Genomic DNA, 20,931 nt, shown 5'->3' with positions numbered 1-20,931 from the left:
CCTCCATGCTAAGAATTTTTATTATATATATCAATTAATTTATTTATCGTATCTTCTTTATTTTCATTAATTATAGTTTCATAAAACTCCTTTACCTTAAACCCATTTAAATAGAGAGGATCATAATATTTAACCATAAGTTCTTCACATACAGTTTTATAATCTCCTTTTTCTAATAAACTTTTATATTCGTCTATTCTTTTTCCACTTATATATTTCTTTAAATTATTTAAAGCATTAATAAGCTCTTTTACACTATCTTCACCATTTATGTATTCATTTATCAATAATTTACTTCTATTTTCTATAGAATCTTCTATGCATACTCTTATACTATTATTATTCATTGAGTTCCATATAAAATCTGGAATTATTACATTACCTATTCTTTTACTTTCGCCTTCAACAAATACTAAGTTGGTTTTTCTATTTTTAAGTGTTTCAAAAATTTCTGTTTCAAATTTTTTTTGAGAATTACATCCACCAAGAGCTACTGCACCTAAAAATGAACCTCTATGATTAGCTGCACCTTCAAGATCTAAAATATCATATCCTCTTTCTTTTAAAGCCTTTAAATATTCAGTTTTTCCAACTCCTGTTTTGCCATGTAATACTATATATTTAACATCTTCATTTATTTTTTCAAAGTTTTCATTTATATAATTTCTATAAGCTTTGTATCCACCTCTTAATTTATATACCTTTATACCCAATGAATATAATAAAGAATATATACTTCCGCTTCTCATTCCACCCCTTGAGCAAAATACTATAATTTTTTTATTTCTTATCTTATATAAATCTTGCATCTTATTAAAAATTTCTGGAAGTCTCTTTGAAATAAATTCAATCCCTTTACTTCTTGCTTCTTCTACTGACTTTCTAACATAAAGAGTACCTACTTCTGCCCTTTCATCATCTAAAAGAACTGGTATATTTATTGCTCCCTTTATTGTTGATTTATTAAATTCACTTTCGCTTCTAACATCAACAAAAATACAATTTTTATCATCTGCTATTTTCTCGTAATCTATTATGTTAAACATATCAAAACTCCTATTCAAATTATTAACCATTCTATTCTATCACATTTTTATCAAATTAAAAAAGAAAAAAAGTCGTACATATGTTTGTACGACTTTTTTAAGTTAATATTAATTTATTATTTACTTAAGTTATCTAAAACCTCTAAAACTTTATCATAATTTGGATGATCACTTACATTTTCACAATATTCTGTATATATAACTTTATTATCTTCATCAACAACAAATACTGCTCTTGCTAAAAATCCTACTTCTTCTATGTATACACCATAGTTTTCTCCAAAACTTCTATCTTTGTAGTCTGATAAAGTAATTACATTATCAACATCTTCAGCTCCACACCATCTAGCTTGAGCAAATGGTAAATCTACTGAAACTACATATATTTTAGTATCTTTATATTTTTCTGCTTCTTTATTAAATCTTTTAACCTCTAAATCACATACTGGTGTATCTATTGATGGAACAGTTAAAAATACTCTTTTACCTTTTGTATCTTTTAATGTAACTGGTTTTAACTCAACGTTTGAAACTATAAAATCTGGTGCTTCTTGACCAACTCTAATTTCACTTCCTCTTAATGTTACCTTTTCTCCATTTAATTTTATATTCATATAAATCTCTCCTTCTCATAATTTTTATATAATATCTCTTTTTATTTAACAATCATTATTTATAAATATATTATACAATTAACCAAAATAATTTCAATATAAATTTTTTTAATATTTTATTAATTGAAAAATCTATAAACAACAATATTATTATTATCAAAACTATTTATTTTATTAAAAAAAGATTTAAGGTAAAAAACCTTAAATCTTTTTATAAATCGCATATCTCAACATTTCTTACGTGTTTAGTATGGCTCCATTCTTTATTATTTTTATTTAGTATACCTTGAATTGTAATTGGAATCCAAGTTAAAGTATACAATCCATATAGTAGGAATCTTATAAATAATATTAAACCACTTTTTCCTAAAGCAATAAATGTAATTATAAGCATAATTAAATTAAATAATGCAGTTACAATCCAAAAGGCAAACTGGCCATCTAACATGCTTGATAATATTGGTAATATGAATACATTCATTGAATATATAAATATTATCGCAAAGAATCCCATTGAAACTTTTTTCTCTAATTTTAAAACTAAAGGTGTTACTAAGAATTGACAAATTATAAATACTTTCCATCCAATATCACTAAATACATTACTTATTACAAATATATCTGATGTTCCAAAATTACCTTGAATTAATGTAAGTATAGCTGATGCTGCTAATAAAAGTGTTACAAATGGTTGTAATACATAAAGTGCACAATCAAACATATACCATTTTCTCTTTTTAATAGATTCTTTTATTAATTTAAAGAAATATCTTGATGATACATCAGCAAACCCTTGCATCCATCTTTTTCTTTGTGACCATGATTGCTTCAAAGTTAATGGTTTTTCATCAAATATTCTTGCATCATGTGCCCAACCAACCTTCTCTCCATGAGATACAAGTTTACAAGTAAACTCTAAATCTTCTGTAAGGCATGTTGCACCCCATCCTAATTTTTGTAACATATTTGTATCTATAGCAAATCCAGTACCACCTAATTGATTTGATAATCCAACATTATTTCTTGATAATTGGAACATTCTATTTTGTGACCAGAATGCTATTGAATATGAAGTTGCAATCCAAGAGTCATTTGGATTTTTACTATCTATATATCCTTGTACAACTTTATATCCTTCTAACATCTTTGAGTTTATTTCTTTTAAAAAGTCTTCATGAACTAGATTATCTGCATCAAATATACATATAGCGTCATATTTATCATCCATTTTAAAAAGTTTATCAAACATCCACTCAAGAGCGTATCCTTTACCTCTCTTGTCTTTATTAAAACGTTCAAAAACATTTGCACCATGTTTTCTTGATATTTCCGCAGTTTTATCTGTACAGTTATCAGCAATTACAAAAACATCATATAATTCTTTTGGATAATTTAGTTTTTGCATACTATCAATAAGTTTGCCTATAACTACTTCTTCATTATGTGCCGCTACAATCATAGCAAACTTTTTAGTTGGCGTATAATTTTTCTTTTCTTTTTTTCTGTATAGCCCAAAGAAAGCCAATACTAAATAATACATAGTTATGAAAAATACTAAGAATTGAAAAATTGCTGTTACGGCATAAATTATCTTTCCCATTAAATTCACTCCTAATGACAAATGGAAATTCTTCCCCATTCATTTTTCTATTTTCTCTAAAATACATCCTTTTAAATATAATTCAATATAACATAAAAATCAAGTATATAAAAATTAAATTTATTTAAGAATTTATAGTTAATTTTCCATTTTATAAATTTATGTTTGACTTTCTTATAATTATAAAAAATAGGCTTAGAATTTACTAAACCTATTCTTACATATATTATACTATTCCTTGTGAAACCATTGCTTCAGCAACTTTTAAAAATCCTGCTATATTTGCTCCCATTAATAAATTTCCTTCTTCTCCATACTCCTTAGCTGCATCCCTTGAGTTTATATATATATTTCTCATAATGTCTTTAAGTTTTTCTATAACTTCATCTTTAGTCCATGATAATCTCATACTATTTTGTGACATTTCAAGAGCTGAACATGCAACCCCTCCAGCATTTGCTGCTTTAGCAGGTCCAAACATTACATTATTATTTTGAAATACTTCTATAGCTTCCAAACTTGATGGCATATTAGCTCCTTCTGCAACTAACAATACTCCATTTTTAACAAGTATTTCTGCTGACTCTTTATTTATTTCTCCTTGCGTTGCACATGGAAGAGCTATATCACATTTTATTTTCCATATATTTCTGTGACCTTCTTCATATTTTGCAGTTTTAACATAATCTATATATTCTTTTATTCTACCTCTTTTAACTTCTTTTATTTCTTTTACAACATCTAAATTAATTCCATTTTCATCATATATGTATCCATTTGAATCACTAAGTGCAACAACTTTTCCACCTAATTCTTTTACCATTTCTGATGCATATATAGCAACATTTCCTGAGCCTGATATTACAACACTTTTATTTTTAAAACTATCTCCTTTATCTCTTAGCATTTCATCTACAAAATATACTAATCCATAACCTGTAGCTTCTTTTCTTCCAAGACTTCCACCGTAAGTTAAGCCTTTTCCTGTTAATACACCTTGCTCACTTAAATTTCTTATTTTTTTATAATATCCATACATGTATCCTATTTCTCTTGCTCCAACTCCAATATCTCCAGCTGGTACATCTATATCGCTGCCTATATGTCTACAAAGTTCTGACATAAAGCTTTGACAAAATCTCATGACTTCCATATCAGACTTTCCTTTTGGATCAAAATCTGATCCACCCTTGCCACCACCTATTGGTAATCCTGTAAGTGAATTTTTAAATATTTGCTCAAAACCTAAAAACTTTATTATACTTTGATTTACTGATGGATGGAATCTAAGTCCTCCCTTGTATGGTCCTATTGCACTATTAAATTGAATTCTAAACCCTCTGTTAACTCTAACATTTCCTTCATCATCAACCCAAGGTACTCTAAAGAAAATTTGTCTTTCTGGTTCTACAATTCTTTCTAATATTCCATTTTTAATAAACTCTGGATTTTTATCTAATACAGGAACTAAAGAATTTAATACCTCTGTTACTGCATCTATAAATTCGTTTTCACCATAGTTTCTTTGCTTTACTAATTCTAATACATTTTCTACATATTTTTGTCCATTCATAATTTAAGCCCCCTTAAATATTTTATTTATATAATACAACTTTTCTATATAATTTTCCATATAATTATATATTTTAAAAAATTATTCCTTTAAATTCATGAATTTTTTCTATAATAGTTTCTAAAACTATATATAAAAATAAATATGCTTGGAGAGTAATTATGAAAATAGGTTATGCATGTATCCCTTTAAAAATACCAAATAGAACTAATAGAAGTTTTTCAATAAAAAACTATAATGAAACATTACTTACAGAAAAAATTAATTCAAACTTAGATGACCTTTTAAAAATTTTAAAATATAATATATCGAATGATATATATTTATTTAGAATCGCTTCTGATATTATACCTTTTGGCAGTCATCCTATAAACAACTTTAATTGGAGTTATGAATTTAAAGATAAACTAAAAATTATAGGTGATTTTATTAAAAAAAATAATATAAGAGTTTCTATGCATCCTGGTCAATACACAGTAATAAATAGCAATAACTCTGATACAGTAAAAAAATCTATAAAAGATTTAGAATATCATACTAAATTTCTAGATAGTTTTGACTTAGATAATAAACATAAAATAATTTTGCATATTGGTGGTATATATAATGATAAGCCCACAGCAATAAATAACTTTATAAATACTTACAACTCTCTTCCTTTAAATATAAAAAATAGATTAGTTATAGAAAATGATGAAAAAAACTATAGTATTGATGATTTAATATATATTAGTGAAAAATGTTCTATACCAATAGTTTATGATAATTTGCATAATTATTGCTTTAAGGGATTTTATGAAAATCCATGCTCAATTTTAAGTAAAATAAAACACTCTTGGAAATGTACTGATGGAAATATAAAAGTTCATTACAGCGAACAAGATATTAATAAAAAACAAGGTTCTCATTCTTTTACTATAACTTCTCAAAAAATATTAGATTATATTTTAGAAACTCAAAATTTTGATATAGATATAATGCTAGAAGTTAAAGATAAAGATTTTTCTGCAATAAAAGCTATTAATTTATTCAAAGAATATAATAAATTAACTAATATATTAGATATAAAAAATGAACTAAACGCTTATGAATTTTATTTAAAAGAAAAAGATAAATTTGCTTATGAAAAAGGAGAATACTTATTAAATACTTATGGATTTAATAAATTCTATTCATTTATAGAAAGCCTTTATTATAAAACTTCAAATGAAGATACTTATATATTAGCATTGAAAGAAATATATTTTAAATTAGAGCCTTTATTATCTAACTTTGAAATAAATCATTTTAATAAATTAATACAAAATAAGGACTTTATAAAAGGAAAAAATTATTTATATAAATTATGCCAAAAGAAAAATTTATATAATATGATTTCTATGTATTATTTTTATATTTAAACAAAAAAGTAGGAGAAAAAACTCCTACTTTTAATCTTCTATTTCCTTTACTATTTTATCTAAAATTTTAAATTTCTTTCCTTTTGTATATAAGTAAATCGGAATTGATACTATTATCCCACTTAAACTACCAAGTATTATATCATACATAGTATCATGTAACCCATTTTGTGCCATAAGTCCAAATAATTGATCTGTAGTAAACTCCCATATCTCCCACGCTCCTGCTGATGCAATAGAAAACATAATAGTAAATATTACAACAGCTATACTTTTTGCATTTTTATTTTTTATTCCAAATAAAAATACATAAAGTGCAAATCCAAATATACCTATTAGAAAGCCTGATGCAAAGTGAAGTATTTTATCATAGCCATTTATAGAATAAAAATCTAATACATTAGCTAGATACATTGAAAAGAATATAAAAATAATAACACAAACATAAAGCATTTTACATTTTTTTAAGAAAGTAAATTTAAATAGTAATTTAACCCCAATAACTGTAGCAATTATAAGTAATATTCTAGGAAATTTTACTCCACCTCTATATATAAAATCCCAGATACCTGTTATTGCTACTAAAACAATAAATCCATAAGTTATTATACTATCATAGCTTAACTTTTTCATCTTATTACTCTCCTTTCTAATCTCTATCTTTATATAAGAATATTGACAGTATAAATCCTCCTAAAAATCCGCCTATATGACCTAAATTATCTATACTTGTTGATGTAAATCCAATATAAAGATTTAAAACTATAACTGCTATAATATTTCCTAAAGTACCTCTTTGAAGATGTTTTCTTTCTTTAATTGCAAAATATAAGAAAGCTCCTAAAATACCAAATATAGCTCCTGATGCCCCAACTGATATAGTCATAGGTGCTAACATATAACTTAAAATACTTGATGTTAATGCTGATAATATATAAATACTAATGTATTTCTTCCAACCATATATCTTTTCAACAACTGTACCTACTATATATAAAGAATACATATTAAATAATATATGCATTATTCCTCCATGTAGAAATGCTGCTGTTAAAAGTCTAAAAATCTGTCCTTTATTTATTAAATAATTTACTTTTGCTCCACATTCAACTAAAACAATAGTATTTATATCAATAATACTTTTTGATAATATAGCTGTTATTATAAAGATAATTACATTAATTAATATAAGTATCATTGTAACAGGATATTCTTTAAATATTTTAACTCTTTTATTTATATCATTTTCTTTATCTATAATATTAATACATTCTTTAAGAGGAATAGCACTTTCACTACAAAATAAAACCTCTTTAGTAATAGTATTGTATACAATCTTGCTATATTTATTTTTATATGAGTTTATATAATTATCATTAACCAATACTAAAATATTTAACAAAAAATTTTTTCCTAAAGTTTTTAAATAATTATATGCTTCATCATAATCTATATCTTCTTCTGAATCTTTTGATATTATTACAGCATAAATACCACCTTCAACATCTTTTAATGCAATCCATAAGTTATCATTATGAAAATTACTATAATATTGATTCATATAAAATCCTTGTGTATTAGCAAGAAAAGAATAAATTTTATTTTTTAAATTTTTCATATCTCCTCCTAAAGTACATTCATAATATTACCATTATAAAAGATTATTATATAATAAGGCAATCTAATAAAATATATTTTAGATTGCCTCTTGTTAATATTATAAAGTTTTTTCTAACATTTCTAATAATTCGTTAAATCTATTTATTGTAGCTTCTAAAGGTTTTGATGTTGTCATATCTACACCAGCATTTTTAAGTAAATTTATAGGATAATCTTTTCCTCCACTTTTTAAGAATTCTATATATCTATTTACTGCATTTTCCTCTTTATTTAATATTGAATTTGCAAATGCTGATGCTGCTGCATATCCTGTTGCATATTGATATACATAAAAATCTGAATAAAAATGTGGTATTCTAGCCCATTCAATATCAATTTCTTCATCAATTATTATATCATCACCAAAATATTTTTTATTTAATTCATGCCATTTATTTGAGTATTCAGAAGCTGTAAGTGGATTTCCACTTTCTATACTTTCATGAGAAAATAACTCAAATTCTGCAAACATTAATTGTCTAAATACTGTAGTTCTTATTTGCTCAAGCTCTTGATTTATTAAATATAATTTTTTATTTCTATCAGTTTCTTTTTCTATTAAATAGTGTATAAGTAATGCTTCATTTGTTGTTGAAGCTACTTCTGCACAAAATAAAGTGTATCCTGCATAAAAATAAGGTTGAGTCTTTCTTGAATAATATGAATGTATTGAATGACCCATTTCATGTACCAATGTAGATACATCATTTAATTCAAAATTATAGTTAAGAAGTACATAAGGCATTGTATCATATGAACCCCAAGAATATGCTCCCCCTCTTTTACCTTTATTTTGATATTTATCTATCCATCCTGAATTAATTCCTTCTTCAAATATATGAAGATATTCTTCTCCAAGTGGATTTAAACCCTCTTTTGCAATTTTTACACCTTCATCAAATTCTATATGCTCCTTTTCTATCTCAATAACTGGAACATATAAATCATACATATGCATTTCATCAAGACCAAGCATCTTTTTCTTTAAGGACACATATTTATGAAGAGATCCTAAATGTTTATTTATAGTGTTAACAGCCTCTTTATATACTTCTACAGGTATATTATTAGGTTTAAGTGAGGCTTCTAAGCATGATTTATAATTTCTTACTTTAGCATTAAAATAGAAATTTTTTATTGATGATGTAAGAGTTGTTGCAAAAGTATTTTTTAATTTATTATATGAACCAAATAATGCTTTAAATGCTTCTTCTCTAACTTTTCTATCTTTAGATTTTATAAAACCAGAGTAGTTTCCTTCTGTAAGCTCTATAAGTTTTTTGTTTTCATCCTCTATTTCTGGAAAAGTCATATCTGCATTACTTAATATATTTTGAATTGAACTTGGAGCATCTAAACAATCTGATACTTTAGCCATAAGTTCTTCCATTTCTTTATTTAAAACATGATCTTTTTCACTTAAAATGCTTTCAAATATAAATTTATATTTTTTAAGCTCATCTTCTGTTTCCATAGCTGATTTAATATACTCTTCTCCAAGTGAAAGTATTTCTGGAACAAAATATGCTGTATAACTTGAAAATTCAGCCATATAACTATCAATTTTACTCATTCTAGCTTGATTTTCATTATTTGTAGTATCTTCATCACTTTTTAAATGGGCATATACATATAATTTTTCTGCAAGTCTTGAAAATTTTTCTGTTTCTTTTAAATAATCTACAATATTTTTAGGATTATTTAATTTTCCATTAAATTCTTTAAGTTTTGGTGCTTCCTTTTTTAAAAATTCAAACTCATCTTCCCATTTTTCTTTTGAATTATATATTTTTTCTATTTGCCATTTATCTTCTTCTTTTATTTCGCTTCTATTTTTTAATATATCATTTGCCATTCTCTTTCCTCCTTTTATTATATTAATAGGTGAAGCTATATTTTGAGCTTCACCCGTTATGTTTTAGCACTAATTTTATTATATGTTTTAAAAAAAATTCTAATCTTCTTTATATTCTTCTTCTTTTCCTTTTATATTGTTAAATACAGCTTCCATTTCATTTGAAATTAAAGATAAAATTTCATTAACTTTATCTTGCATTTTATTATGGTCATCTACATAATCAAATTTTAAAATAAATGTAGGATTATATTCATCTAAATCTTCTTCTACTTTATATCCCTTTTCCTCAAAAACATCTTTATTAAACAAATCATATATAGCTGAATATTCCCATTCTTCAACATCTTTATTAGTATCAAAATAAAGATTAATTTCTTCACCTTCTAAAAAAAACTTTTTTACAAATAAAGCACTTTCATCTACACTATAGCTTCCTAACTCCTTCTTTATAAAACCTGTTTCTTTATCTTTTTCCATTAAAACTAAACTTGAAAAATCCATAGTTTACATCCTTTCTATTCTGCCTAATTTATTATTTGTTTTTATTATAAACCATACTTACTAATTTATGAAATAATTTAATATAATATTCTTTACATATTTACTTTATGGTAAAATATGGTAATATTTTATTATAAGGTATTTTTGGGGGAGATATTATGGGAAAAGCTAAAATAAAAAGAAATAGAAGACTTACTAGAAGAGAAAAATATATACGTATGCAAAAAAGAAGAAGAACATTTTTTATTTTAATTTTATCAATTTCTTTAATTACTGTATTTACTACAAAAAAAGTATATGCCTATATAAAGTGTCAAGATATTTCTTCTGCTGTTGAATATATTATGACATCTAATATTGACAATGCATTACTAAGAGTTCAAACTATGAAACTTAAATTTTCAGATGGAAATTCTGCTGTTGTTGAGATTTCAGGCCTATCAAAAAATAAACCACATGAATCTCTGAAGGTTGAGTGCCATTTAAAATACTCTAATAATCACTGGAAATTAGAAAACTCATATTTATTAAAATAACCCTATTAAACTTGCAAATCATTTGCACAAAAGTGTATAATAAGGAGTAATTATTTTTTAGGAGATGATAATATGATTGATATAAATAATCTTACATTTTCATATACAAATAAACCTCCTTATCTTATAGATAATGTTAATTTAAAAATACCTAAGGGTGTTTATCTTTCGATAGTTGGAGAAAATGGTAGTGCAAAAACTACTTTATTAAAACTTATATTAGGTCTTTTAAAGCCAACCTCTGGAACTATAGATGTTAATGCTAAAGGAATAGCTTATGTTCCTCAAAAATTAGAAAGCTTTAACTCTCAATTCCCTATTTCTGTATACGAAATATTAAAAACTCATGGTAAATCAATTGGAGTATGTAACAAAAATGAAATTAAAAAAGTTCTAGATAAAGTTAATATGATAGAATTTACAAATAAATTAATAGGAAGTTTATCAGGTGGTCAACAACAAAGAATTTTTATTGCTAGAGCTCTTATGGGAAATCCTGAACTTATTATTTTAGATGAACCATCAACAGGAGTTGATTATAAAAATCAATCATCAATCTATTCTTTACTTCATAAATTAAATACAGAAAACGGTAAAACTATAATTTCAGTAGAACATAATATTGATATGGCTTTAAAATATTCAACTCATATACTTGAAGTAATAAATGGCTTTCCAACTTTATATACTAAAGAAGACTATTTAAAGCATAGAGCTTCATTTGACAAAAAAATTTTAAATCTATAATAGAAAGGAGCTTTTTATGTTTGAATTAGATTTTATGAGAAATGCCTTCATAGCTGGTTCTGTTATATCTATACTATGTCCTTTTATAGGATTATTTCTAGTTTTAAGAAGGTATTCAATGATTGGTGATACTCTGTCACACTCATCTTTTGCAGGAGTTGCAATAGGTCTTGTTATAGGGGTTAATCCAATTATAACAGCATTTTTATTTACTACACTTTGTGCAATAATAATAGAGTTTTTAAGAGATTATTATAAACGTTATGCAGAACTTGTAATGTCCATAGTACTTACACTTAGTTTAGGTATAGCTATAATTCTTATAAGTAGCGGAAAAGCATCTGCAAATGTTAATTCTTTTTTATTTGGAAGTATACTTACAGTAACTAAACAAGATATTATTTTAATACTTATAACAGGATTTATATGCTTAGCTATTCTTCTTTTAATATATAATAAACTGTTATATGTTACTTTTGATGAAGAAGGTGCTAAAACTTCTGGAATAAGAGTTAAACTTATAAACTATATTTTTACTATGCTAATAGGTGCAACTATATCAATGTCAATAAGAATAATGGGGATACTTGTTATATCTTCAATAATAGTAGTTCCCGTTGCAACAGCAATACAATTGAATAAAAATTTTAATAAAACACTTATTTTTTCAATATTATTTGGTTTATTTGATATAATGTTTGGACTAGTCTTATCTTATTATATAAATAGTGCACCAGGTGGTACTATTGCTATAGTGTCTGTATTTACTCTACTTTTAACAATTCTTATTAAAAATTTATTTTCTAAATAAAAAAACATCTCAAAATTTATTTTTGAGATGTTTTTTTACACTCTTCGCATATTCCTTTTATTTCAATATTATGCTCTGTTAATGTAAATCCTGTTTGTCTTTTTATTAACTCTTCTATTTGCCCTATAGGACATGGCATTTCAACTTCTTTATGACATATGTCACATTCTAATAAATGGCTATGATTATGCTTATGAATTTTATAAGATGATACTCCATCTTCTAAAATATATTTATCAACAATTTTATTCTCATGAAAAGAATCTAAAGTTCTATATACTGTACTTAAATTTATATTTACCCCTTCATCTTTACATACTCCTAAAATTTCTTCAGCTGTTATGCCATCTTTTTTATCTAATAAGACTTTTAAAATTTCCATTCTAGCCTTAGTTACTTTTATTTTTTTACCTCTTAGTATCTTTTGAATATCCATTAAATATACTCCACCCTAAATTTAAAAGATTTTATATTTAAATATTAACACTTATTTATGTATTTTTAAAGGAATAGGTATGTAAAAATTTATTTTCTTTTAGTATATTCTATTTTAAAAATTAATTTAAAATAATATATTTTTTAACTTTTTTAATAAAAATACTTTATTTTATACATTTTTTATTGTATATTAATAAACAGAGTAGATTAATTTTTAAATAGTATATCACATATACTAAATATATGTTGTTCTAAAGGAGAGTATTTATGTCAAATTGTATTATAGCACAATCAGGAGGTCCAACTTCAGTAATTAATTCAAGTGTAGTTGGTTTAGTTAAAGCAAATGAGGAATTAAAATTATATGATAAAGTATATGGCGGATTAAACGGAATTGAAGGCATACTAAAAAATAATATTATAGAATTGTCCTCTAAAAGTTGTGATGAATTAAATACATTCACATACACTCCATCATCAGGATTAGGATCTTGTAGATATAAATTAAAGCCAATTGAAGATTCAACTGAAGAATATGATAAATTATTAGATATTTTATCTAAATTAGATATAGAAGCATTTTTCTATGTAGGCGGAAATGATTCAATGGATACAACTGCGAAGTTATCTAAATATGCTAAAGAAAATGGTTTAAACATAAAATTTATAGGAATTCCTAAAACAATAGATAATGATTTAATGTATACTGATCACACTCCTGGTTTTGCAAGTGCTGCAAAATTTATTTCAACTGTAGTTCTTGAAACTTATCTTGATGCATCAGTATATACTAATAACGGAATATTTATTATTGAAACAATGGGAAGAGATACTGGTTGGCTTGCAGCATCTGCATGTTGTGCAAAAATTAATGGTAGACAAGTTGCTGATTTTATTTATCTTCCTGAAGTAGCTTTTGATAAAGAAAAATTTTTAATTGATGTAAGAAAAAAATTTGAAGAACAAAATCAAGTATATATTGTCGTTTCAGAAGGATTAAAAGATGAAAATGGGAAATTTATAACTGAATTTAACTGTATCTCACAAGATACTTTTGGACATACCCAATTAGGTGGAGTAAGCGAATGCTTAAGAAACCTTATATTAACTGCTGGTATTACAACTAGAGTTAAAGCATTAGAACTTGGTGTACTTCAAAGATGTGCTATGCACTGTGCTTCAAAGGTTGATATCGAAGAAGCTTACCTTGCTGGATATGAAGCATTAAAGTATGCTATGGATAATAAAAATGGTTCTATGGTTGGTATAAAAAGAGAAAGTAATTCACCTTATAAAACATCATTTTTTGAGGTTGAAGCATCTAAAGTTGCCAATAATGTTAAATACTTTCCTAAAGAATGGATTAATAAAGATGGAAATAATTTAACTGAAGAAGCTTTTGAATATTTTTCACCATTATTTGAAGGAACTCCTTCTTTATGCTTGGAAAACAATCTTCCAAAGTATAAAGTTTTTTATAAATAATATATGACCATAATGTAAAAAAGCACAGCATCTTCGCTGTGCTTTTATTCATATGAATATAATAAAGGTCTTATTAAATCGATAAATAATATTACCCATAAAGCTATAAAGCTAAATTTAGTAATATATCTTATAGGAAATATTATTATTAAAGCCGAAATTAAAATTAAGGTAGAGTCTGCAAATAACTTAGATATTTTATTCACCTTTAACTCTTTAGTACAATAAGGACATTTTATTTTATTAATATCCTTTTGCTTTAATAAATATTTTATCTCTATTTCTCTATTACAATAGACACATCTTTTCATATTTAACTACTCTTTTCTATTTTATTAAATTTTTTTAGAATAATTTTTTGATATATATTCAAGTTCATTTAATAAATCATATATTTCATCTATTGTATTATATGGAGAAAGGCTAACTCTTACCATTCCATACATTTTCTTTGAATTATCCATAAGATACTCAGAAGCTTTAACCTCATCAATTCCCATAAGCCTTCTACAATATGGATGAGCGCAAAACCACCCATGTCTAACTGCTATTCCTTTGTGTTCTGCTAAAAGTTTTGCTACATCTCTATGATAAATACCTTTTATATTAAATACTTCTATACCTAATCTGTCTTGTATATTTTTACAATCTCCATAAAGTACTATATTATTTATATTTTTAAGTCCTTCATTTAATACTCCTAATAACATTTTTTCCCTAGCAATAAGTTTATTAAAGCCTATTTTATCTAATTCTTCTAAAGCTTTAACTAAAGATGCTACACCAAAAAAATTAGGTGTTCCAGCTTCATTTTTTTCTGGAGTATTTAAATACTCTACATCAAAATCCTTTACTAATTCAACAGTCCCACCACCTTGCATATTAGGTTTCTTTGAATTAAATTCATCTTTTTTACATATTATTGCTCCTCCTCCAAAAGGAGCATATAATTTATGAGCTGAAAAAACTAAAAAATCTATATAATCATCTGAGCTTTTTCCACTCATATCTACCTTTACATGAGGAACTAATTGGGCTCCATCAACAATTATTTTTCCACCAGCTTTATGAATTAATTTACTAGCTTTATAAATTTCATTCATATAACCTGTTACGTTTGATGCACCAGTTATACTTAAAAATTTTATATTACCATTATATTCATTAATTTTTTCATTTAAAGAATTAAAATCTATTCTTCCAAGTTCATCAACCTCTACATAATCAACTTTAGAATTTTCTCTCCATGGAAGGTCATTTGAATGGTGTTCCATTCTTGTTGTTAATACTACATCTTTTTTATTTACTAATGTTTGAGCAATTTTATTTATTCCTTCTGTTGTGTTATGAACAAATATAACTGTATATTTATCTTTGTTTTTTATATTGAAAAAATCTAAAAGATATTCCCTTGCTTCATTATAAATTTTTGTTGTAAAACTTGCCTTCTGCCCTGTTCCTCTTCCTATAGATGCATAATAATTTGATAATAAATTTATATAATCAATCACGCTCTTTAATGGAGGTGTTGTGGCAGCATTATCAAAATTTATTTGACATGATTTATTACCATTTTTCAATGTAATTTTACTATCTAAACCTATAATCTTTTCTCTTAATTCATTTCGATACATTTCCATTTAAACAACCTCCCCACTATATAGTACTCACCCTAACTTATATTGTTCTATATAATAAAATTTAAGAATATGTATAAGTAACAACAATATTTTAAATTCATATATTTAATATATATTATTCTTTGGAGGTAAAAAATGAAACCAGATAAAAAATATATGTATTTTCTAGAAGAAGATGAGCCTATCTTTGAAACTTTTAATATAGATTCATCCTTTAGAAATTTAAGTTCAGGATTTAGTCCAAACGTTGATTCAATAAAATTAGATAATTTTTTAAACTTTGATAATAAACTTCCTGAAGGTTTTGGTTTTCAATTTGACTTAAGGAAACAAGCTATAGAAGATGCTTTAGGTAAAAATAATGAACTTTATTGTTATAACAAAGCAGTTAGTACTGAATTGGAAAATGAATTTAATGTTCCTATACCAACTGAAATTTTAAGAAATTTTGATATGGATTTAGATGAAAATGACCTTATAGATATTTGTAATGATAATAAATTTAGACCAGTACCTCAAAACAAATGTAATCCAAATGAAATATTCGAAAAAATTAGAGTTAATAATCCAATGATTTTAAAAACTATGCAATCTTATAGGATTCCATTTCCGATTGCTAAAACTCTAATAAAAAGAATTATAAAATTAACAAATATGTATTGTTATAGAGAGTAGGTGTTTAAATGTTTTTATTAAATTCTAATCTTCCTAACTTATCATGTAAAATTAGATTTATTCACGCAGTTTCAGGAGCCGAATCTTATGATATATATGCTAACGGTTCTTTATTAGCATCAAATGTTAAATTTGGTACATTAACTCAATATGTAAATATGGCTCCTGATACTTACTTAATAGAACTCTTTAAAGCTGGAACATACGATAATCCAATTTTAAAAGAAAATATAACTTTACTACCTTCTAACGTATATACTGTAAGTTTAGTAACTAATAATTCTAATCTTTCATTATTTAGCTTAAAAGATGCAGGTAGTAAAACTAACTCTGAAATATCTTTTTTAAGATTTATAAATTTATCTCAAAATTCTCCACTTCTTACATTATCACTTAAAAATTCTGATCCCCTATTTAATGAAGTTGAGTATTTAGAGACAACCGGCTATTATCCTCTATCCCCTGGAATATATGATTTTGATTTACTATTTTCAGATAGTAATATAACTACTAAGACATTAAATGACGTATCTTTAGTTCCTGGAGAATTTGAAACATTATATATTATAGGCTTATTAAAAGGTGAACCTCAACTTGGTTATATAATTGCAAAAGACGGTGATAAATAATTTAATTTTGGAGCTTATCTTAAAGTGATAGCTCCTTTCAAAATTATCTAAGCATACATCTAACCTTCTTAAATAAAATAGGTTTTATAACTTCTATATCTGCTGGCTCATTTAAAATTATTGAACTATAACATACACTTCCAACTAGCTCTAATATCATGAATAATGTTATTTCTCCTTCTTCTTTCTTAATCCCTTTTTTAGATAATTCTTCCAAAAATACATCTATTATTTCTTTTACTTCTTTATTACTTTCTAAAAGTTTAGAATCTTTATGTATAGCATAAGAGAAATTTTTATTTATAACCTTTAATAAAAGTTTGTCCCCCTTAAAATAATCTATTATATATTCTATAAAGTAAAATACCATATCTTCAAACTCTTTAAAATTTTTACTTTGAGTTTGCTGATAAGCTTTTTTTATTAACATTGAGCTTTTTAAGTTAATTAATTTATCTACAACATCATACTTATCTTTAAAGTATAAATAAAATGTCCCCTTTGCAACCCCAGCTTTTTTTACTATTTCATCTATAGATGTATTATTAATCCCCTTGTTTTTAAAAAGCTCATAAGCCGAATTATACAAATCTAATTCTTTTTTTTTCTTTTTCAAAAGTAAAGTACTAACTATATTATTTTCCCTCATATTATCCTCCATAAAAATACTTATAATTATATTTATATTATCACCTATTAAAGGATATTAAAACCTCTATTTATGTAATAAATTGATATAAAACTTTATAAATAGTATAATAAAACAAGATTATAAAAATACGAGGCGAGGATAAAATATGATTGTTTTAAGTTGTAGAAATATAAAAAAAAGTTATGGTATACAAGATGTATTAAAAGATGTAACTGTATCTATAAATGAAGGTGATAAAGTTGGTTTAATTGGTCCTAATGGTGAGGGCAAATCTACTTTATTTAAAATATTATCTAAAAATTTAACACCTGATTCAGGTGAAATATTTTTAGATAAAAATAAAACTATAGGTTATCTTGCTCAGCACTTAAACCTTGATTCAACAAATACAATATATGAAGAAGCATGTACTGTTTTTGATTCACTAATTCAATTAGAAAATAAAATAAAAAATTTAGAAATAAAAATGAATGAACCTTATGATGAGTCTAATTCTAGCTATCATGAAAAATTAATAAAAGATTATACAACAGCTCAAGACTTATATACTCATAGAGGTGGTTATACATATAAAGGGGACATAGCTAGAGTACTTAAAGGTTTAGGTTTTTTAGAAGAAGATTTTGACAGAAAAATTCAAACTTTAAGTGGTGGACAAAAAACTCGTGTTGCACTATGTAAATTACTTCTTCAATCTCCAGATATACTTTTATTAGATGAGCCTACAAACCACCTTGATTTAGAAGCAATTGAATGGCTTGAAGAATTTTTAAAAACATATAAAGGTACTCTTCTTGTAATATCCCATGATAGATTTTTCTTAGATGCTGTAACAAATAAAACATTTCAAGTTATAAATGGTCATGTTAACTGTTATAATGCACCTTATACAAAATATTTAGAACTTAGAAAGAAAGACTATGAATCTCAGCTTAAAGCTTATAATCTTCAACAAGCTGAAATAAAACGACAAGAAGAAATAATTCAAAAATTTAGATCTTTTAATAGAGAAAAAAGTGTAAGAAAAGCTGAAAGTAGAGAAAAGGCTTTAGAAAAAATGGAAAGATTAGATGCTCCAGATAAAGAAAAAGAAGCTTCTAAAATCTCTTTTGAAACAGCTGTAAAAAGTGGTTATGATGTTCTTCACATAGAAAACTTATCAAAATCATTTGAAAATAATAAGCTATTTTCAGATATATCTTTTGATTTAAAACGTGGAGAAAAAGTTGCTTTAATTGGTGAAAATGGAAGGGGTAAAACAACTCTTCTTAATATAATTATGAAAAAAATTAATAGTGATAAAGGAAAGGTTGTACTTGGTACTAATGTAAATATAGGCTATTATGATCAAGAACAATCAGACCTTGATTATAATAAAACTATTTTAGATGAAGTATGGGATGCTTTTCCTGACCTTACTACTACAAAAATACGTAATGCTTTAGCTTCATTTTTATTTACTGGAGATGATGTATTCAAGAAAATTGAAAATTTAAGTGGTGGTGAAAAATGTAGAATAAATTTATTAAAGCTTATGCTATCTAAATCGAACTTTTTACTTCTTGATGAACCTACAAACCACTTAGATATTCCATCTCGTGAAGCATTAGAAGATGCAATTTTAAGCTATGATGGAAGTATGCTTATAGTATCTCACGATAGATATTTCTTAAATAAAGTAATAAATAAAATCGTAGAACTTAAAGAAAATGGCATGAATGAATATCTTGGTAATTATAATTATTATATAGAGAAAAAAGAAAACCCTACAAGATTTAAAGAATTTGAAGATTTCTCTAATGGTAAAACAAAAACTCAAATAAAAGAAGAAAAGAAAAAAGTTAAACTTGCTCAAAAAGAAATTAGAATTAAACGTACAAGACTTAGAGAAATTGAAAGTGAAATATCTAATTCTGAAGAACTTTTAGAAAAACTTAATAATGACTTATGCTTAGAAGAAATCTATTCTAATCCTAAAGAATCAGAAAGAGTTAACAAAGAAATTTCTGAAACTGAAGCTAAAATAGAAAGTCTTTATGAAGAATGGGAAATTTTAAGTGAAGAATTAAATAATGATTAAAAAAAAGACAAAAGCTTCAAAGCTTTTGTCTTTTTTTATTATCTTTTGCCTGTGCTTCCAAATCCACCACGATCAGAATTTCCAAATGATTCAACCTCTAAAAACTCAATTTCTGGCATAACTTCCATTATTCTAAACTGAGCTATTTTATCTCCTCTTTTAATCCAAGTTCCTTCAAACTTTTCATTTTTATCTAAATTTTTTTCATCTTTAAAATGTTTTCCTTCAAGACAATATACAGGCATATGCCACTGATCATTATCTCCTATATATGTATCATCAACAACACCTACTGAATTTGTTTGTATTATACCCCATGTTTTAAATGTTGAACTTCTTGGAGCTAAATGAGCTTCCCATCCACTCGGTAATTCTAAAGCAAATCCAAGTGGTATCATAGCTCTTTCATTGACGGGAACAAATACATCCTTATTTGAATATACATCAATCCAATTACCTTTTTCTATTTTTTTTAATCTAGTTGCACCTTCAAAATATTTAACTCTTATCTTCATAAATGTATCTCCGTTTCTTCTATCTATTAAAGTTTTTATAAATTATATCATAAAACAAAGAAAGGAATCCAATTTAATGGATTCTCTTATTAACTTTTATATGTTTTCTTTTCTTTATTAATTATATATATAGTTTCTTCAGTGTAATTATTTGTAATATTTATTTCATTCCATTTTATATAAACTGGCTTATCATATTTACTTTTATCAATTATTTCTATGACTCTATAATTACCATTGTCTATGTTCAAAAATTCAACTTTTCCAAGCTTGTTTGTATAACAGCTTCTTTCAAGATGAGGAGAAATACCATTTATTCTATAAAGGTTAATTTTTATGTTTTCTAGTTTTTCTCCATCTAAACTATCTTTAAATGCATATACAGTTATTTTCCCAAGCTTTTCTTTCTCACATTCTTTACTAAATGTAGATTTCTTTTTGTCTTTATTCTCATAATTTCTTTTTCTCAAAA

The 20,931-nt window shown here is 25.3% G+C and carries 21 protein-coding genes; 8 read left to right on the top strand and 13 right to left on the bottom strand.

Annotated features, from left to right (window positions below):
• Positions 1-8: 8 nt before the first annotated feature.
• The 4 genes from mnmH to gdhA all read right to left on the bottom strand — a co-directional run bounded on the left by mnmH (position 9) and on the right by gdhA (position 4,833).
• Positions 9-1,046: a tRNA 2-selenouridine(34) synthase MnmH gene (gene mnmH / locus Q4E08_RS03290; RefSeq protein WP_303128372.1), complete on the bottom strand. Its 1,038-nt coding sequence runs from the start codon at positions 1,044-1,046 to the stop codon at positions 9-11.
• Between the two features lie 116 nt (positions 1,047-1,162).
• Positions 1,163-1,660 carry a thiol peroxidase gene (gene tpx / locus Q4E08_RS03285; protein ID WP_303128369.1) on the bottom strand — a complete coding sequence of 166 codons (498 nt, stop codon included), beginning with the start codon at positions 1,658-1,660 and terminating at the stop codon, positions 1,163-1,165.
• A 211-nt stretch (positions 1,661-1,871) separates the two neighbouring features.
• Positions 1,872-3,260, bottom strand: coding sequence for a glycosyltransferase family 2 protein (locus tag Q4E08_RS03280; RefSeq protein ID WP_303128367.1), 1,389 nt, complete (start codon positions 3,258-3,260; stop codon positions 1,872-1,874).
• Positions 3,261-3,486: 226 nt separating this feature from the next.
• The gene (gene gdhA / locus Q4E08_RS03275; protein ID WP_303128364.1) at positions 3,487-4,833 is read right to left on the bottom strand and encodes an NADP-specific glutamate dehydrogenase; all 1,347 of its coding nucleotides are present in this window, start codon (positions 4,831-4,833) and stop codon (positions 3,487-3,489) included.
• Between the two features lie 161 nt (positions 4,834-4,994).
• Between gdhA and uvsE the strand changes: the two genes are divergently transcribed.
• Positions 4,995-6,233, top strand: coding sequence for a UV DNA damage repair endonuclease UvsE (gene uvsE / locus Q4E08_RS03270; RefSeq protein ID WP_303128362.1), 1,239 nt, complete (start codon positions 4,995-4,997; stop codon positions 6,231-6,233).
• 30 nt (positions 6,234-6,263) lie between these two features.
• Here the strand turns inward: uvsE and Q4E08_RS03265 are convergent, their stop codons facing one another.
• From Q4E08_RS03265 to Q4E08_RS03250, 4 genes are all read right to left on the bottom strand, one after another.
• Entirely contained in the window at positions 6,264-6,866 is a 603-nt protein-coding gene (locus Q4E08_RS03265) for a hypothetical protein (protein ID WP_303128359.1), read from the bottom strand.
• Positions 6,867-6,882: 16 nt separating this feature from the next.
• A complete protein-coding gene (locus tag Q4E08_RS03260) occupies positions 6,883-7,851 on the bottom strand; it encodes a rhomboid family intramembrane serine protease (RefSeq protein WP_303128357.1) in 969 nt (322 codons plus the stop codon).
• 99 nt (positions 7,852-7,950) lie between these two features.
• Positions 7,951-9,747 (bottom strand): oligoendopeptidase F, encoded by a 1,797-nt coding sequence (gene pepF / locus Q4E08_RS03255; RefSeq protein WP_303128355.1) that lies wholly within the window; start codon positions 9,745-9,747, stop codon positions 7,951-7,953.
• A gap of 99 nt (positions 9,748-9,846) precedes the next feature.
• Positions 9,847-10,251, bottom strand: coding sequence for a DUF6762 family protein (locus Q4E08_RS03250; RefSeq protein ID WP_303128352.1), 405 nt, complete (start codon positions 10,249-10,251; stop codon positions 9,847-9,849).
• Between the two features lie 158 nt (positions 10,252-10,409).
• Here Q4E08_RS03250 and Q4E08_RS03245 point away from each other — a divergent pair, with 158 nt between their 5' ends.
• From Q4E08_RS03245 to Q4E08_RS03235, 3 genes are all read left to right on the top strand, one after another.
• The gene (locus Q4E08_RS03245; RefSeq protein ID WP_303128348.1) at positions 10,410-10,787 is read left to right on the top strand and encodes a hypothetical protein; all 378 of its coding nucleotides are present in this window, start codon (positions 10,410-10,412) and stop codon (positions 10,785-10,787) included.
• Between the two features lie 72 nt (positions 10,788-10,859).
• The gene (locus Q4E08_RS03240) at positions 10,860-11,534 is read left to right on the top strand and encodes a metal ABC transporter ATP-binding protein (RefSeq protein ID WP_303128342.1); all 675 of its coding nucleotides are present in this window, start codon (positions 10,860-10,862) and stop codon (positions 11,532-11,534) included.
• 16 nt (positions 11,535-11,550) lie between these two features.
• The gene (locus Q4E08_RS03235) at positions 11,551-12,345 is read left to right on the top strand and encodes a metal ABC transporter permease (protein ID WP_303128339.1); all 795 of its coding nucleotides are present in this window, start codon (positions 11,551-11,553) and stop codon (positions 12,343-12,345) included.
• A gap of 16 nt (positions 12,346-12,361) precedes the next feature.
• Here the strand turns inward: Q4E08_RS03235 and Q4E08_RS03230 are convergent, their stop codons facing one another.
• Positions 12,362-12,781, bottom strand: a complete 420-nt coding sequence (locus Q4E08_RS03230) for a Fur family transcriptional regulator (protein ID WP_303128336.1) — start codon at positions 12,779-12,781, stop codon at positions 12,362-12,364.
• A gap of 269 nt (positions 12,782-13,050) precedes the next feature.
• On the opposite strand from Q4E08_RS03230, the gene Q4E08_RS03225 reads away from it, so the two are divergent.
• On the top strand, positions 13,051-14,268 hold the full coding sequence (locus Q4E08_RS03225; protein ID WP_303128333.1) for a 6-phosphofructokinase: 1,218 nt from the start codon (positions 13,051-13,053) through the stop codon (positions 14,266-14,268).
• A gap of 335 nt (positions 14,269-14,603) precedes the next feature.
• On the opposite strand, the gene Q4E08_RS03220 is transcribed toward Q4E08_RS03225, so the two are convergent.
• A complete protein-coding gene (locus tag Q4E08_RS03220) occupies positions 14,604-15,908 on the bottom strand; it encodes an aminotransferase class V-fold PLP-dependent enzyme (protein ID WP_303128330.1) in 1,305 nt (434 codons plus the stop codon).
• A 135-nt stretch (positions 15,909-16,043) separates the two neighbouring features.
• Between Q4E08_RS03220 and Q4E08_RS03215 the strand changes: the two genes are divergently transcribed.
• Both Q4E08_RS03215 and Q4E08_RS03210 read left to right on the top strand, forming a co-directional pair.
• Positions 16,044-16,583 (top strand): hypothetical protein, encoded by a 540-nt coding sequence (locus Q4E08_RS03215; RefSeq protein ID WP_303128328.1) that lies wholly within the window; start codon positions 16,044-16,046, stop codon positions 16,581-16,583.
• An 8-nt stretch (positions 16,584-16,591) separates the two neighbouring features.
• Positions 16,592-17,212: a DUF4397 domain-containing protein gene (locus Q4E08_RS03210; protein ID WP_303128319.1), complete on the top strand. Its 621-nt coding sequence runs from the start codon at positions 16,592-16,594 to the stop codon at positions 17,210-17,212.
• A gap of 43 nt (positions 17,213-17,255) precedes the next feature.
• Here the strand turns inward: Q4E08_RS03210 and Q4E08_RS03205 are convergent, their stop codons facing one another.
• Positions 17,256-17,861: a TetR/AcrR family transcriptional regulator gene (locus Q4E08_RS03205; RefSeq protein ID WP_303128317.1), complete on the bottom strand. Its 606-nt coding sequence runs from the start codon at positions 17,859-17,861 to the stop codon at positions 17,256-17,258.
• 148 nt (positions 17,862-18,009) lie between these two features.
• Here Q4E08_RS03205 and Q4E08_RS03200 point away from each other — a divergent pair, with 148 nt between their 5' ends.
• On the top strand, positions 18,010-19,944 hold the full coding sequence (locus tag Q4E08_RS03200; RefSeq protein WP_303128315.1) for an ABC-F family ATP-binding cassette domain-containing protein: 1,935 nt from the start codon (positions 18,010-18,012) through the stop codon (positions 19,942-19,944).
• Between the two features lie 38 nt (positions 19,945-19,982).
• On the opposite strand, the gene Q4E08_RS03195 is transcribed toward Q4E08_RS03200, so the two are convergent.
• Both Q4E08_RS03195 and Q4E08_RS03190 read right to left on the bottom strand, forming a co-directional pair.
• The gene (locus Q4E08_RS03195; protein ID WP_303128313.1) at positions 19,983-20,459 is read right to left on the bottom strand and encodes a dUTP diphosphatase; all 477 of its coding nucleotides are present in this window, start codon (positions 20,457-20,459) and stop codon (positions 19,983-19,985) included.
• Positions 20,460-20,548: 89 nt separating this feature from the next.
• On the bottom strand, positions 20,549-20,929 hold the full coding sequence (locus Q4E08_RS03190; RefSeq protein WP_303128310.1) for a transthyretin-like protein: 381 nt from the start codon (positions 20,927-20,929) through the stop codon (positions 20,549-20,551).
• Positions 20,930-20,931 lie beyond the last annotated feature (2 nt).

Origin of the sequence: Clostridium sp. (genome assembly GCF_030532265.1) — a bacterium.
In the GTDB taxonomy this organism is placed as follows: domain Bacteria; phylum Bacillota; class Clostridia; order Clostridiales; family Clostridiaceae; genus Clostridium.
The sequence above is the reverse complement of the archived record's forward strand: the minus strand, read 5'-3'. Positions and strand labels throughout refer to the sequence as shown.